At 69.3% G+C, this 16041-nt stretch carries 5 protein-coding genes; 4 read left to right on the plus strand and 1 reads right to left on the minus strand.

The features are described from left to right. Window positions 1-145 precede the first annotated feature (145 nt). The 4 genes from M1D55_RS04280 to M1D55_RS04295 all read left to right on the plus strand — a co-directional run bounded on the left by M1D55_RS04280 (window position 146) and on the right by M1D55_RS04295 (window position 14532). Complete coding sequence (locus tag M1D55_RS04280; RefSeq protein ID WP_456281220.1) at window positions 146-661, plus strand: SRPBCC family protein; 516 nt, start codon at window positions 146-148, stop codon at window positions 659-661. Between the two features lie 171 nt (window positions 662-832). After that, a complete protein-coding gene (locus M1D55_RS04285) occupies window positions 833-1870 on the plus strand; it encodes a LysR family transcriptional regulator (protein WP_064575409.1) in 1038 nt (345 codons plus the stop codon). A 305-nt stretch (window positions 1871-2175) separates the two neighbouring features. Then, a complete protein-coding gene (locus M1D55_RS04290) occupies window positions 2176-2979 on the plus strand; it encodes a putative hydro-lyase (RefSeq protein WP_232205267.1) in 804 nt (267 codons plus the stop codon). A 327-nt stretch (window positions 2980-3306) separates the two neighbouring features. Then, window positions 3307-14532 (plus strand): LWXIA domain-containing protein, encoded by an 11226-nt coding sequence (locus M1D55_RS04295; RefSeq protein ID WP_456281221.1) that lies wholly within the window; start codon window positions 3307-3309, stop codon window positions 14530-14532. A gap of 269 nt (window positions 14533-14801) precedes the next feature. Here M1D55_RS04295 and M1D55_RS04300 read toward each other — a convergent pair whose 3' ends face one another. After that, on the minus strand, window positions 14802-15992 hold the full coding sequence (locus tag M1D55_RS04300; protein WP_456281222.1) for an amidase: 1191 nt from the start codon (window positions 15990-15992) through the stop codon (window positions 14802-14804). Window positions 15993-16041: the final 49 nt, after the last annotated feature.

Genomic DNA, 16041 nt, shown 5'->3' on the forward strand with positions numbered 1-16041 from the left:
GGCGTTTAAAGACGCTGGATTCCCGCGTTCGCGGGAATGACGTGTTGCGACCGATCCTTTTCTCATGCCCGACCACCACTCATCCCTCGTCCCTGCATGGCGACGTCCTCGCGGCGCGCTGCTGGCGGCCTTGGTCACGCTCACCATGGCGCCCGCCGTCCATGCCCAACTGGTCCCGGTCGAGCGTTCGATCCTGATCCATCGCACGCCGCAGCAGGTGTGGGCGCAGGCCGGCGACTACTGTGCGATCGCCAAATGGGACAGCGCGTTGCGTTCGTGCAGCGTGGTGCTGGGCGACGGCTCGCCGGGTACCGTCCGTCGTGCCGAGCGCAAGAACGGCGGGCCGCCGGTGGTCGACGTGCTGGTCGATCGCGGGCCGTACTCTTACGTCTACCGCAAGCTGTCGAACCATACGCGCGGGCGACTGCAGGTAAGTCCCGGTCCCGATGCGGGCACCGCCGTGGTAACGTGGCAGATGTGGCTCGACCCGCTGTCCGTGCCCGCCGGCCCGCGTGCGGAGTATCCGCAGGCGCTGGGCAACGAAATGCAGGCGGCGCTGGGCCGCATCAAGGTGCTGGCCGAACAGCCGGTCGACAAGGCGCCAGCCTACCCGGTGCGCGAGTCCGCCGACGCGGCGCGTCCGTCGACGCAGGGAAGTTGAGCGGGAGCCGCGCTCGCTGCGGAGCGGGTTTTGCCGTCGTCCCCGCGCAGGCGGGGACCCAGTGTCTTTTCGCGAAGGCACCGGAAGGCTTGAAGCCGCTGAGTCCCCGCCTGCGCGGGGACGACATGGCAGCGTGCCTTGGCCTCGTCCCTGACTCCAATCCCTGTCGACATGAACCTGCGCTTTCTCGAGACGTTCGTCTGGGTCGCCCGTTTGCGAAGCTTCCGGCTGACCGCGGAAAAACTGTTCACCACCCAGGCCTCGATTTCCAGCCGCATCGCCGTGCTGGAGGAAGACCTCGGCGTCAAGCTGTTCCTGCGCGACTCGCGCGGCGTATCGCTGACCCCGCAGGGCCAGCAGGTGCTCGAATATGCCGAGCGCATGGTCAACACGATGCATCGGCTGCGCCAGTCGATCGATTCCACGCGCGTCAGCGAAGGGCGATTGCGCATCGGTGCGATGGATTCGGTCATCCATACCTGGCTGTCGTCGGTGGTCCGCCGCGTGATGGAGGCCTACCCGGCGCTGGAAATCGAGCTGACCGCCGATGCCGCGCTGAACCTGTGCGACCAGCTGCAGAAGGGCTATCTCGACATCATCTTCCAGACCGACCTGCTGCGCGTGGAGACCGTGCGCAATATCGAGCTGGCCAAGTATCCGATCCGTTGGATCGTCGCCAAGGGCTCGGCCTATGACCGGCCGTATCGCTCGCTGGACGACCTCGCCGGCGAACGCGTGATTACCTTCGTCAAGAACTCGCGCCCGCATCAGGACATCCTGAGCCTGTTCCACCTGAACGGCGTGGAGTCCCCACGCATCAGCTGCGTCAATTCGGTCGCGGCGATGACGCGGCTGATCGGCGAGGGTTTCGGCATCGGCGCGGTGCCGCCAGTGCTGGTGCGCCGCGAACTGGAGGATGGCACGCTGACCATCGTCGACATCGACAGCCATCCGCCGTCGCTGGACATCGTCGCATCGTGGCGCACCGGCGCGGGGCTCGAGCTGTCGGAGTCGGTGATCGCGCTGACGGTCGGCGTGGTGGCCGCGTTCTGCGCGGAAGCGGGCGAGGACAAGGCGATGCCGATGGCCAATGTCGCCGCGCAGAACGGCGGCGGCGAGACCGGCGGCCATACGGACCACAACACGGACCACAACACGGACCACAACATGGACCACGATACGCACCACGATACGGACCGCGACGCCTGACGGCGGCCGTCTCGGGTCCCGAAGGCAAGCATCGCTTGCCTTCGTCATCGAAAAGCCTTATCGCGCTGCATCCAAAAGATTTGTTGGACAGCGCATCGGCGCGGCGTCCAGAATCGTTGCACACCTCGCGACAGCGCGCGTTTCGTGCCAGATTGCCGGCAAACGTTGTCGTCCCCGCGAAAGCGGGGACCCAGCGGCTTTCAAAGACGCTGGGTTCCCGCCTTCGCGGGAACGACATGGAAGGTCCACGATCTTGCGGCAAGTTGGTGCGTTGCGCTCGCATGCACGACTCCACGCCGACCACCATGAACCTGCCTCTCCAGCAAGCCAACGGGCTGTTGCCCGAAGACCCCGCCGCGCTGCGCGCGCTGATCCGCTCGGGCCGTTATCGCGGCCATACCAGCGGGCTCGCCAGGGGCTATGTCCAGGCCAATATCGTGATCCTGTCGCGCGACTGGGCCTATGACTTCCTGCAGTTCTGCGCGCTGAACCGCAAGGCCTGCCCACTGATCGACGTCACGGAACCGGGCGATCCGGTCTTCCGCAATCTCGGCGTCGACGTCGACATCCGCACCGACGTGCCGCTGTATCGCGTTTACCGCAACGGCACCGACTATCAGGAGACCACCGACATCGCCTCGTTGTGGCGCGACGATTTCGTGGCGTTCGCGATCGGCTGCTCGTTCTCGTTCGAGCATGCGCTGCTCGCCGCCAACGTTCCGCTAAAGCACATCAATCTGGGCCGCAACGTGGCGATGTTTCGTACCTCGATCGAGACGCGGCCCGCCGGACGCCTGTCCGGCAAGCTGGTCGTGTCGATGCGTCCGCTGAAGGCGGCCGATGCGATCCTGGCCACCGAGATCACGGCCCGCTATCCCGACGTCCACGGCGCGCCCGTGCATATCGGCGATCCGCGGCTGATCGGCATCGACGACATCGAGGCGCCCGACTACGGCGACGCCGTGCCGGTGGACGAGGACGAGATCCCGGTGTTCTGGGCCTGCGGCGTGACGCCCCAGGCCGTGATCCGCGAAGCGCGGCCGGAAATCTGCATCACCCATGCGCCGGGCTGCATGCTGGTCACCGACCTCGACAACAACCGGCTGTAGACGATTTCGATGACGGGGCGATGACGGCGACGGTCGTCGTTGCCCCTGGCCGCGACGTCAGGCGGCCTTCGACTACGTATTCGCGTAGTTCCATGCCCTCCCGGTGGCCCGCTGCACCGCCAGCCTACGATTCTCCCTAGTTGGTATCGCGCCACACCGGGCAGACAATGGCCTGTCACGCTGGCCGCAGTCCGTCCACGCGTAGCCCGGCGCGTGGTGGCGGGCCCATGCGAGCCGCGCCGTTCGCGTGGCCGCAGCAATGCCCTTGGCGCCCTTGGTGCCCTTAACGCCGTTCGCATCGCCCCCGTTCCTCAGGAGAAGAGCGTCATGCTGGATTTCAAGGACCTGATGCAAGCCCGCGAAGCCATTCTCGCCGCGGCCCGTGCGGCCGCCGAAGCGGCCGCGCGCGCGGCGGCCGAGGAGGCCAGGCGCGCGCAGGCACGGGAGGCCGAGCGGCAGCGCGAGGCGCAGGAAGCGGAAACCGCCCGGCGCAACGAACAGAACAATCAGGCCCAGCAGGCGCAACAGGCCAATCAGGCCCAGCAGGCGAACCAGGCCAATCAGGCGCAGCAGGCCGACCAGAAACAGCAGCCCGACCGCGCGGCGAACAGTCAGCCCGTGGTCACGCCGGCGCTCTACACCCCGCAAACGAATCCTGGCGGCGTGGTCCAGGTCAAGGGTCCAGGCGGCGACAAGCCGGCCACCGATCCCGCGCAGCAGGCGCGCGACAAGGAGCAGGACGAGGCGAAGGGGCACACGGATCGCTGGCACAAGGACGCCAAGGGCGCCTACGACGACAGCGAGACCAGGCGCAATGCCGGCACGATGACCGATGCCGACTGGCAACCGATCGAGCAGAAATACGGCATGGTGATGGCCGGCGCGCAGAACGAGCTGCGGGTGGCCGCCAACCATGCCGCGGCGACGGGCGGCGACGACAAGGCGATCACCGCGGCGGTCGACGCCAAGGTGAAGGAGATCCGCGAGCGCTACAACGATCCGGTGCTCGACCAGAACCTCGACCAGATCAAGGACGGCTTCCTGAAGGCCGAGCCGACTCAGCAGGCCCGCGACACGCAAGGGGCGCGCTTCGAACTGGGGCTCGCCGAGGACCGGCTGGACCAGGCCGAAGCCACGTTGCAGCGCGAGGAGAAGGCGCTGTCCGAGATCCCGATGGGCATCCGCCGTGGCGATCCCGAGAGTGGCAAGGCGGTCAGCGACGCGCGCGCGGCCGTCTACGAGGCGCAGCAGACCCGCGACAAGGCCGAGGAAACCTATCTGGGCACGATGCGCGTCGAGATCGATACGCTGGCCGCGCAGCTTTACAAGAAGGATGCCGATACCCAGCTGGGCAACGTCCGCAACCAGCCGCACGACCGCTCGCAGTCAATGACGGATCGCGGCTACGACCTGACCCACGCGCAGAATCGCGTCGACGACGCGCAGGCGCAGCTTGACGCGCTGAAGGCTGGCGATGGCGTCAAGGTGCCCGACAGCTACCGGCAGCAGGCCATCACGCAATTGGAGCAGCGCTATGGCAATGACCAGGGCATGCGCACGGTCATCAGTACCGCCGACATGCAGGGCCGCATCGCCGGCGAGATGGAGAACCTGACGCCGGAGACCGATTTCGAACGCGAGCTGGCGAAGACCGATCCGACCACGCTGGCGATGGCGCAGGTGCAGGGCCTGACGCTCGATCCGAAGGCGAAGACGGACCCCAACTCGGCGACGCCGCGCGATCTGTCGCAGCAAGAGCGGAATCTGATGGAGTTCAACCCCGCCGCCTATGTCATGTACAAGTCGCTGGGGGCGGACTACCTTGTCCCCGCCGACAATGCGCCGCCGAACGATCCGACACGCAAGGCCTTCGAGGCCGGCATCAAACAGTCCGGGCTGGTGATGTACGCGTTTACCGAGACGCAGCGGCGCGCCCAGGGTGGAGACGGCATCAGCAAGGAAGACAGTGCCGCCGCGGCAGCAGGGATGCAGCGCATGCTTGGGCTGATGCGCGGTTCGGTGCCGCTGCGCGAAGGGTTTCTGCAGGAAAACCTGAAGCAGAAGCTCGATGCCGGCGACTTTGTCGGCGCGCTGAAGCTGCGCCAGGGCGCGGCCAATGCCGCGCAGACCGAGCAGGAGCGCGAGCGCTATCTCGCCGTGGAGGGCAGCCGCTTCGGCGGCGAGGCCTTCCGCGCGCAGATCGAGGCGTCGATGCGCAAGGACCTCGAAGGCAAGACGCACGACGACGACTACAAGCCGATCATCGGCCAGGAGACGATGTACGCCGACCGGGTCGGCCAGTACATGCAGCAGGTCGCGCCTTACCTGACCGAGGAGGATGCCAACACGCTGCTCGACACGGTCAAGGGCGAATACAGCAACGACTGGACCGGCCGCAATGTCGCGCCGACCGGCGGCAGCTACAACGACTGGGACGACTTCTACCATGGCCTGGCCGCCGTGGTCGACGCTGCCGACGGAGGCTACTACGCGCGCAATCCCAACGCGGAACCCGGCAGCGGCCCCGCCGCGGCCTCCACCGCCAGCTGGCTCGCCAACGAGGACAACGAGGTCTTCACGATGGTGATGCAGAACCAGGTCGGCGGTACGCAGGGGCGTATCTATGGCGGCGCACAGGATGCCGCGGCGCAGGGACACCGATCGTTGTCGCTGGCCTTCGCCAAGGAGCTGAAGGACCACGACCGCGCGCCTTCCATGGCGGACTACGACCTGACCCGCGCGATGGACCGGGGTTACGAGAAGTACAGCGGCAGCGACAAGGCGAGGGAAGACCAGGAGCGCTTCGAGCTGGACAAGGATGAGATCCTGCAGGGCACCTTCGATTCGCTGGCGCTGCGCAAGGACGAGTTGACCGTCAAGGCAGGCGACGACAAGGCGCTCGACAATGCGATCGCGCTGGCCGCGCCCAACGCGGATCCGAAGCTGATCAAGGAACAGCTGGCCGAGGACGCACCGGAAGGCGCCACCATCAAGGTCATTCCGATGTATGTGACCGGGCCCGGCATGTCGCCTTACCAGAGCGCGGTGTTCGAGTTCGTCAAGGATGGCAGGACGCTGTGGGTCGACGACCAGGGCGCGGTCTACGGCAAGGGCGATCAGTCCGCCGAACGCGACTTCCAGGAAAACAACGAGCTGCACGACAAGGGCACCGTCTACCTGGCGAGGGACCTGAACCTTGGCGCGGACGGCCATGCCGAGTTCGACGACATCGACGCGCACATCGTCACCGGGCGCGAACAGGCGCGCGCCTGGCTCGATATCGGAGTGACGGCGTTGGGCGCCATCGGCGGCGTCGGCGTGATGCTCGCCACCGGGGGCGCGGCGACGCCGCTGGTAGCGGCGGCCTGGAGCGGCATGCTCGGTTCGATGGGATACGGCCTGGCGGTGACGGCGATCGATGCGCAAAACATGGCGGACCACGGCCGCTCGCTCAATCCGTTGGACAACTCGCGCGCGTTCTCGCTGTGGGCCAACGCGTTCGGCTCGGTGGCCGGGATCGGCGGCCTCGGCCTCGGCAAGGGCGCCTCGCTCGCCATACGGGCGTCCGGCGCGCTGGCCAACCGATCCACAGCGCTGACCGCTCGCGCGGCGGCGCTGTCGGACAGGGCGGCCAATCTCGCCGCGAACTCGAACCCGCTCGCAGCCAACGTCGCCGCGCTTGCCGCGAAGACACAACGGGCCGCCACGATGGCGCAGTCGGCTTCGCGCACCCTTGCCGGCACCGCCAGCCGCATGGCGGTCGGCGGCAACGTGCTCAACCTCGGCGCGTTCGGCACAGGGGGCATCCTGACGACGCAGCAGGCGGCCACCTTTGTCCAGCACGGCGACCAGATGTCGCTGACTGAAAAGCTGCAGAACGGCGCGATGCTGCTGATGGGGATGACGCAGATGATGCCGGCGGGCATCCAGATGCGCAGCGCGCGAGCGGTGCACGACGCCACCGTGCGTATGCTTGGGCGAACCCCGCGCGCGGAGGCCGCCGCGCAGGCATTGGCGCTGCAGACGGCAGTGCAGGCCGGCGAGGGCATCGCCAACGGCCGCGATGGCGCCGAGGTGAGGGTACGAGTGCGGCCAGCCGACGAGGGCACCGCGGGCGGACGCCAGCCGGCGGATACGGCCGGGGCACCGCGCGCCGGCGGTGAGGAGGCGGGCCATCCATCGGCGACGGCGGGTCGGCCTACCGTGGGGCGCGGGCAGGAGGGGGACGCGCACGGTACGCCGGCCCGGCCGGCGACGGTGCCGTCGGCGGACCCCCCCAGCCAATCCGCCGTCACCACCCGTGCCGGCGATGGTGGCGGGCGCTCCTTCACCCCGCAGAAATTGGGGGCCTGGCAATCGGTCAAGCTGGCCAGCCGTCTGACCTTCGACGCAGCGGTGGCGCAGGGCGTCCGGCTGCAGGACGGCGTGGTCAATCGGATGATGGACCGGGCGATGCAGCAGGCCGTCACCAGGTACACGCGCGAGGCCGGCGAACGCAGCCGGCACGGCGAGGCGCCGCCGGCGGCCAGCCGCACCGGCAGCCGCAGCCGCCGCCGCGCCGAGGCACGCGCGGACGCACGCGGCGATGTCCGGCCCAATGTCCGCAGCGCGGTGTTCGCACATGGCGGCGGCGGCCGTGCCGCCGTGCTCGAGGCCGCGCGCGCCGAGCCGTCGATCGTGCTGCAGAACGCGATTTCGCCGCTGGACCGCGTGGCCGGCATGGACGGGCGCCCGATGTCGCTGTCGGTGCCCTATGGCGCCGAGCTGGCGGCGCGGGCGCTGCAAGATGTCGATACGGTGCTGATCGCAACGTCGCCCGCCACGCTGCACGGCGGCGCGGACACGCATGGACCGCTGGGCGCGGCGTCGCTCGGCGCCTATCTGAGCGCGCTGGGCAAGGAGGTGATCTTCGTCACCGACCCTGCGCACGAGGCGCTGCTGGCCGATCTGCTGCAGGGCGAACTGGGTCTGGCCGATGCCCGCATCGAGACCTTCACCGCCACCGATTCGACCGGGGCCGCCCAGCAGGCGCAGGCGCTGCTGGCAAAGTATCGGACCCAGGCCGTGGTCGCGGTCGAGGTGGCCGGCCGCAACCGCGTCGGCGAATACCGGCTGGCCAACGGCGAGCGCCTCGACGGTGCGCCGCGGGTCGACCAGCTGCTGGTCGAGGCCAATGCCAAGGACCTGGTCACCGTGGCGATCGGCGCCGACAGCCATACCGCGGGCATGCGTTCGGCGCTCGAGCGCGCGATGACGTCGCTGCATGTCGAGCCCGCCGATATCGACCAGTGGTCGGCGGTCGGCGCGAGCCATCCGGTGGTCGGCATGAACACCAACCTGGCGGCGCAGGCGGTCGGCTTCGCGCTGCAGCGCGCGTCCGGCAGCGACCACGCGATGCCGACGACCGATCGCGTCGCCGCGATGATCGACCGCATGGCCGCGCTGCACGCGTATGACAGCGTCACGCTGGAACGCGGCGCGACCAGCATGCGCGGCCTCGACAAGCGCAGCTTCCTGGGGCTGTACGAGCTGCTGCAGGCGCAGGCCAAGCAGTTGCCGGACGGACTGGACCTGGCGCAGATGCTGGACGGCATGCAGCGCCGCTTCGTGCCGAAGGGCGTGGACCCGGAGCAGTTCGGCATCAAGGTGATCGACGACATCATCGAGGTCACCGTATTCGACTCCAGCAACGGCGGCATCCTGGCCGCGATGAACATCGCCCGGCATATCTTCTCGATGACCGGCAAGCGCGTGCAGCTGGTCGCGTACGGCGACCACGCCGCGGGCACCTACGGCGGGCGCGAGCGCGACGACCTGATCCGCCGCGTCAACGACGGTTTGCACGCGATGCACCAGCAACAGGCCGATGCCAACGCGCTCGGCTGCAACACGGCGTGCATCACCTATCCGGAAGGCTGGGCCGGGCTGAGCGAGCGCGATTTCATCAACCTGATCCACACCACCGCCCGCGCGATGGCCGAGGACGGTGGCCGCAATTTTGCGCTGGTCGCCACGCCGGGCACCGTCAACAGCCATGCCTATCGCGATGCGGTGGACGCGCTGCGCACCGGGCAGAACGTGCTGGAGATCGGCGCCAACGAGTGGGCCGCCGCGGTCAACGCGCTGCAGCACCAGGCCAAGGAAGGGCCGGAACTGGTGGCGATCCAGAAGCTGGTCGCCAAGTACATCAACGCCGAGCGGATTCCGCCCGAGACCGAGTCGCTGTGGCTGTGCTGCACGCACTATCCGGCGCTGGCCAAGCTGATCCGCCAGCAGCTCGATGCCAGCGGCCTCGGCCACGTCAAGCTGATCGACCCGATGCAGTACCAGGCCAAGGCGCTGGTCGACCGGCTGATCGAGCGCGGCGTGCTGAAGCAGGACGATTTGCTGCCCGAGCCGATTCCGTTCGAGGAGGTCAGCGCCCAGGACATGCTGCCGCTGCTGGCGGTGACCACGGGCCGCGCCAGCGAGGTCGTGCGGCTCGCTCAAGGCATGACCGAGGATCCTCGCGCGCGTGCGTTCGGCGTGCCGGAGTTCAGCGCGAGCACCGATCCGGGCCAGATTCGCGGCATTCTCGATGCCAACCGGATGCCGGCCGCGATCGACGCGATGGTGACCGGCTATACCGGCCGCAATATCGACCGGCTGGCGATTCCAAAGGGGGCGGTGCACGCCGCCGCGGCGATGGCCGATGCCGAACACGTGCTGCTGCTGACCGGCTTCTCGGTGGCCGAGGGCTTGCCCGAAACCGACGGCCCGCCCGGAACCGTGGCGCTGGGCGCGATGCTGCGCGCCGCCGGCAAGCGCGTCAGCTATATCGTCGATTCGGCCAACCAGCCGATCCTCGAAGCGGCGCTGGCAGACATGGGCCAGCCGCTCGATTCGGTCCACGTGTTCGACGAGCATGCGGACAGCAGCTCGCCGGTGGTCCGCGCGATGCTGGAGGAACTGCGGCCCGATCACGTGTCGTCGATCGAACTGCCCGGCCGCACGGCTGCCGGCACCAAGCACAACATGCGCGGGGTCAACCTCGACGATTTCACGCCGGGTATCGATGCGTTCCTGAAGGCGGCGCAGGAGATGGGCATCGGCACCTCCTCGGTCGGCGATGGCGGCAATGAGGCCGGCATGGGCAATGTGGCGGCGTTCGTCCCGCTGGCGCCGGACGGCACGCCGATCGCCTCGGTGGTCCGGACCGACATCCTGGTGACCGCCAGCGTGTCGAACTGGGGCGCCTATGCGATTGGCGCCGCGTTGCTGCGTCAGCTGGGCAAGGCGCATCTGATGCCGACCGAGAACCAGATCCTGTCGGCCATCGAGGCGTCGGTCCACGCCGGTGCGGTCGACGGCGTGTCGCGGCAGCGGGTGGCCACGGTCGATGGCTTCTCCCCGGAGGTCCACCTGGCGGTGTACCGGCTGCTGCGGCAATGGGCCGGCGCCGAGGCCACCACCGGTCCCGGCGCGCCGGTGCCCGCGCTGATGGGCACCGCGATGCCGCGCCGGCAGCCGCGCTCGGTGCTGGAGGACCTGTTCGCGCATGGATTGCGGCGTCCCTTCCATGGTGCGGACGAGGGCGGGCGCGGCAACATCCAGGCCCGCCATGTGCCTGCGATCGTCGATCGCAGCTGGTCGCTGCGCGACGGCGTACCGGGCGACGCGGCCATCGCCGCGGTGATCGACAGCGTGCATGCAACCGGCGGCCGGCTGGCCGACGTCAAGTATGTGGCGGTGCGCGACGCCGATACGGCCAATGCCAGGCCCAAGGTGATCGGCGCCTTCGATTCGCCGCTGCAGGCCGCCGCGCAGCTCGACCGGCAGGCGGCGGTCGGCGTCAAGGTGCGGCTGCAGGTCGTGCCTGCGGCCCAGTACCGCGCCGGCCGCGTGCCGGCCGCCGACGATGCGATCGGCACCGTGCCGCTGTCGCGGCGAGACGGCAGCACGGTGCCGGGCGAGATCGCGCTGAACCGCGGCTACGAAGGCGATATCCGCGTGGCGCTGCCGGAGGGCTTTGCCGAGGGCATGCCGCTGGTACGCAACGAAGCGGGCGAGCGGGTCGACGTGCTGCAGCAACTGGGGCATTTCCCGCGGGCCAGGGCGCATCTGGATCTGGCCGCCGAGGCGGGCTACGTCACGTTCGACAACCGCGCGATGCCGATCTCTGTGCCGCAGGTGCCCGGCTATTTCACCGTGCGCGCCGAGGGCGCCTACCAGGGCGTGCGCATGGACATGGACGGCAGCGGCCGTCCCGGCTACGACGCGGCCGCGCTGGCCGACCGGATCCGCTCGCACCCGGACTATCGCGAAGGCATGCCGGTGCTGATCTACGACTGCTTCGGCATGGACGGTCCGCTGCCGCTGGCGCAGCAACTGGCCACCGCGCTGGACGCCCGTGTCTACGCGCCGGACGGCAGGTGGGAGATCCGCGGCTGGCATGACGGCGGCGATACCGTCTTCGGCGGCGCGATGCGGGTCGATGCGAGCCCCGAGGCGATGGCGCAGTCCGATGCGCCCGTGCACAGCCAGGGCGGACGCTTCTACGGCGCCATGCCGGCGCTGCCGATCGTCGGCGTCAGCGAAGGCGGACAGGCGCTGCCGGACAGCGCATTCACGATGCCGCGCGGCGATGCGCCGAGGCCGGTGAACGCCGCCCACGACGGCAATGCCATCCACGTCGCCGACCCCGGCGCGTGGCGCGCCGCGGCGCCGCGCCATGCCGATGCGGCGTTCGGCGCCTCGCGGTTGAAGGTGATGGTGCCAGGCGACTACAACGTCGTGCTGGGGCGTTTCGATCGCGAGCGTGGCCTGCTCGACGAGAACGGCGAAGCGGTCGGCGCGCACCGGCTCGCGCTGGAACTTGCCGACGCGGGCAAGAAGGACGGCCCCGTCGTGCTGGCGCTCGACGGTGGCAGCCAGCATGCGCGGCGTGCCTTCGCGCAGCAGGTGGCGGACGTGATGGGCGTCGACGTGATGCTGCCGGCGGCGGGCTTCAAGCTCGATGCGCTGGAGCGCGCGGATGTCAATGGGGGCAGCCCGCCCCGGCCGGTCCTGAAGCTCGATCAGCAAGACGTGGCTTGGCAAACGCTGCAGCCGCAACCATATCGACATGCCAACCGCGGGTTCGCGGTCGACGGCGTCGACGCGGTGCGCCTGGTCCACGAAGACGGCCGGCAGACGTCCGTCGACCTGGCCTCCTATCTGGGCCCGCGGCTGGGCTCGGGTGCAGTCAAGACCGTGTTTGCGCTGGGCAACAGCCATGCGGTGGGGCTCGGCAACGACAGCATGATCGCCGCCTTCCCGATGGGCGCCGAACGCGAAGCGATGGCGCAGGTCGAGGCGCTGGGCATGCCGGCGCTGCGCATCCATGGCGGCGACGGGGACACGGTGCTCGGCCATCCGGCCATCGTCTACGAACGCTATCTGGCGGGCAGTGCAGACCTGCTCGACGGCAATGGCAATCTGCTGCCGCAGTATGCGGCGCGGATGAACGCGCGGACGCTGCGCGATCTCGACGCCATCGAACACGGTATCGAGAACGGCGCGGACGGGCGCGGCCTGCTGCTGCAGGACGTGGAGTTTGCATTCTTCGCCGACGGCAGCGTCAAGATCGCCGACGTGATGTCGGTCGAGCCCGGTGGCGGCCTGGCCGCGCATGGGCAGGCGGTGGTGACGGTGCTGGCGAAGATGCGCGAGGCCGCGCAGGCCAATGTCGCGCGCGTCGCGACCGATCCGCAGGGCACGGTGCGCTCGGCCACGTTCCGCCATGGCGGCGAGTCCGAGCCGGAGGGGGCGGCATCGCCGGAGCCGAACGAGTCCGGGCAGTCGAGCGAAACGGCCGGCGCCCCGGACACGAGCAACGCCGCCAAGGCGGCGCCGAGCGGCAAACCGGCCAGGCCGGTCCCCGAGCCGGAGCAGACCGCGGCCGCCGAGGCGGCTGCCCAGTCCGCCGATCCTGCGAGCGCCGCCAAGCCGGCACAGCCTGCCCGGCCCGATCCCGATGCCGAGCAGCCTGCCGCCGCCGAGGCCGCCAACCAGGCGGCCAACCAGGCCGGCAACCAGGCCGGCAAGCCGGCTCCGGCCAACCCGCAGCCGGCATCGTCGTCACCCACGCCGACGCCGCGCCCGTGGAAGCTGCACGCCACCGTCGCGGCTTCGGTCGGCGGGGCCTTCGCCACCGGCGCCGCGGCGATGCCGTTCATCCCGATGCCTGGCACCGCCGCATCGGTGGTGGTGGCCGGCTCCTGCTTCATCTATCGCGGCGGCATCGCCGCCGGCCGCACCGCCTTCGCCAACCGGGTGATCCGCCGCACCGAGCGGCAGACGCCTGCCGATGTCGCCTGGCTGCGCAAGGCGCTGGCCAGCGACCGCGCCGCGATCTGGGGGATCAGCGAGAACAACCGCAAGGCATTCGACGCGCATATCCAGGTCCTCGAGCGGCATGTCGGCGCGGACACCAACAAGCCGTCGGCGGAGGAAGTTGCAGCCGCCGTGCAGGCGCTGAAGCAGGCCGGCACGGCGCTGCTGACGCCGGACACCGTCGCCGGCCGCATCAATGACGGCCTGCAGATCGGCACGCTGGCGATCAACAACGCCACCACGGTGAACTGGTTCATGCATCACGGCGTGGACCTGGGCAATGTCGCGACGTACAGCAACACGGCGTTCCTGGCGGCCAACGGCGTGCTGGCGAGCTTCAATATCGCCAACCGCATCGGCTACCACGCCAAGGTCAAGCTGCCTGCGCTGCCGGCCGCCCATACGCGCAAGTTCGTGATGAGCATGTATGCGGCCGGCGCGATTCCACTGGCGGTGACGGACGTGATGACGTACGGCGGCGTGGCCGGCGGCCTCGGTGCGGCGAGCCTTGCCACCTTCGGTGTCGGTGCCTTCCTGCAGTCGCGCGTCGAGCGCGGCGTCGCCAACCGGGAGTACAACAAGCTGGCGGCGGACAAGGGCGGCAATATTCAGCTGAAGCCGGACCAGTCGCTGCTGCCCCGCAAATGGGAGTTCTTCGGCCGCGCGATGCCGTATGGGCTGGTGCTGCTGGGCGGCGGCGTGATCGTCAATTTCGGCATGAAGATCCTGCTCGAGACCCTTGGCAGCGACGAGGAAGACCAGCCGGTGAAGCCGCCATCGCCGCCATCGCCGTCCTCGACGCCGTCGGTTCCCTCGACGCAGGACCCGTCGCCGACACGGCCGGCTCCGACCCAGCCGCCGCGGTCGGAAAAACCGTCCGAGGAGCCCAGGCCGCCTGCTACGGAACCGCCGCCGCAACAGCCCGAGCCGTCGCGGCCGCGTCCGCGCAACGGACGCGTGACCGTGCAGCCCTTCCATGCGGGCGTCGAGACGTCGACGCTGTGGGGCATCGCGGCGACGAACCTCGATACGCTGCTGTCCGATGGCCAGAAAGAGGACGCCGAGGCCGAGGCAATGACCGCGGACCAGCAGGTCGCCGCCTACGCGCTGCGCGAGCTGATCAACCTGAATCCGCAGTACAACCTTGCGGAGAACCCCGACCACATCGAGCCGGGGTGGGTGCTGGACGTGACGCGATAAGCGATTACCCAGTCGTCCCCGCGCAGGCGGGGATCCAGCGGCTTGCAAAGACACTGGGTTCCCGCTTTCGCGGGAATGACACACAGCCGCTATCACTCGTCGTCCCCGCGCAGGCGGGGACCCAGCGGCTTGCAAAGACACTGGGTTCCCGCTTTCGCGGGAACGACACACAGCCGCTATCACGCGTCGTCCCCGCGCAGGCGGGGACCCAGCGGCTTGCAAAGACACTGGATTCCCGCTTTCGCGGGAACGACGGAGGTATTTCAGCTTTACCCTAAGGCGGCGACCACCCGCTCGGCCAACGCGACCAGGGTGCGGTCGCTGCCGGCCGGCCCGAGCAGCGACAGGCCCAGCGGGGCGCCATCGCGGCGGCACAGCGGCAGGGTGATCTGCGGAAAGCCGCTCAGGCCGGCCAGGCACAGCATCTGCACGGCGCGGTTGCGGTAGTCCTCGAGCGTGTCGAGCGCGGCGTCCCGCAGCGGCGCGATATCGGGCATCGTCGGCAACAGCAGCACGCCGTCGTCGCCCAGCAATGCGGCAAGGTGGGCGGTGAACGCGCGGCGCACCTGCATGGCCTCGTCGTGCTGGCCCGCGGTGACTTCCTTCGAGAACGCGAACCGCGCGGCCACGTCGGGACCCAGCCGCAGGCCGTAGCGCTCGATCATGTCGCCATCGCTGCGCCAGGCTTCCCACCCTTGCACGTAGCGGAAGGCCCAGTACAGATCGCCGATCGGGCGGTCCGCGGCCGCGACCGCATCGCCGTTGCCGAATGCGTCCCGGATGCGAGCCGCCACCGGGAGCAGCGCATCGCGCGCAGCCGGCTCGGCCAGCGCGAACAGATCGTCGGCCAGCAGCAGGCGGACCGAAGCGGGCAAGGCGTTGGCATCCGGGCCCAGCAGCACATCGGCGACCCGCGCAAACGTGCCGATATCGCGCGCGAAGAAGCCGCAGGTATCGAGGCTGTCGCACAGCGGCAGGCATCCCGCCAGCGAGATGCGGCCATGCGTGGGCCGAATCCCGAACAGGCCGCAATGGCTGGCCGGCGCGCGTACCGAGCCGCCGGTGTCCGTGCCCAGCGCAAGGTCGCACAGGCCGTGCGACACCGCCGACGCGGAGCCGGAGGACGAGCCGCCGGTGATGCGGTCGGGAGCCGCGCCATTGACCGGCGCGCCGTAGTGCGCGTTGTTGCCGTTCATCGAGAAGGCCAGCTCGTCGGTATGGGTCTTGCCGACGAATTTCGCGCCGGCGTCGAGCAGGCATTGCACCGCCGGTGCCGTGGACGACTTGACGCCCGACATCGCCAGCACGTGGGGGTTGCCGCCGCCGGTGGGGTAGCCCGCCACGTCGAACAAGTCCTTGGCGGCAAAGCGCAGCCCCTGCAACCGCCCGTCCGGCGCATGCGGTACGTCGGCTTCGGGGTAGGGCAGGAACGAATGGGACGGATGCGATGCCAGGCTCATGGGGTTGCGGGGTTTCCGGGTTGGGTTGGTCGAGGTCGGTCCGATGGCG

The sequence above is a fragment of the Cupriavidus sp. JZ107 genome, assembly GCF_053903255.1.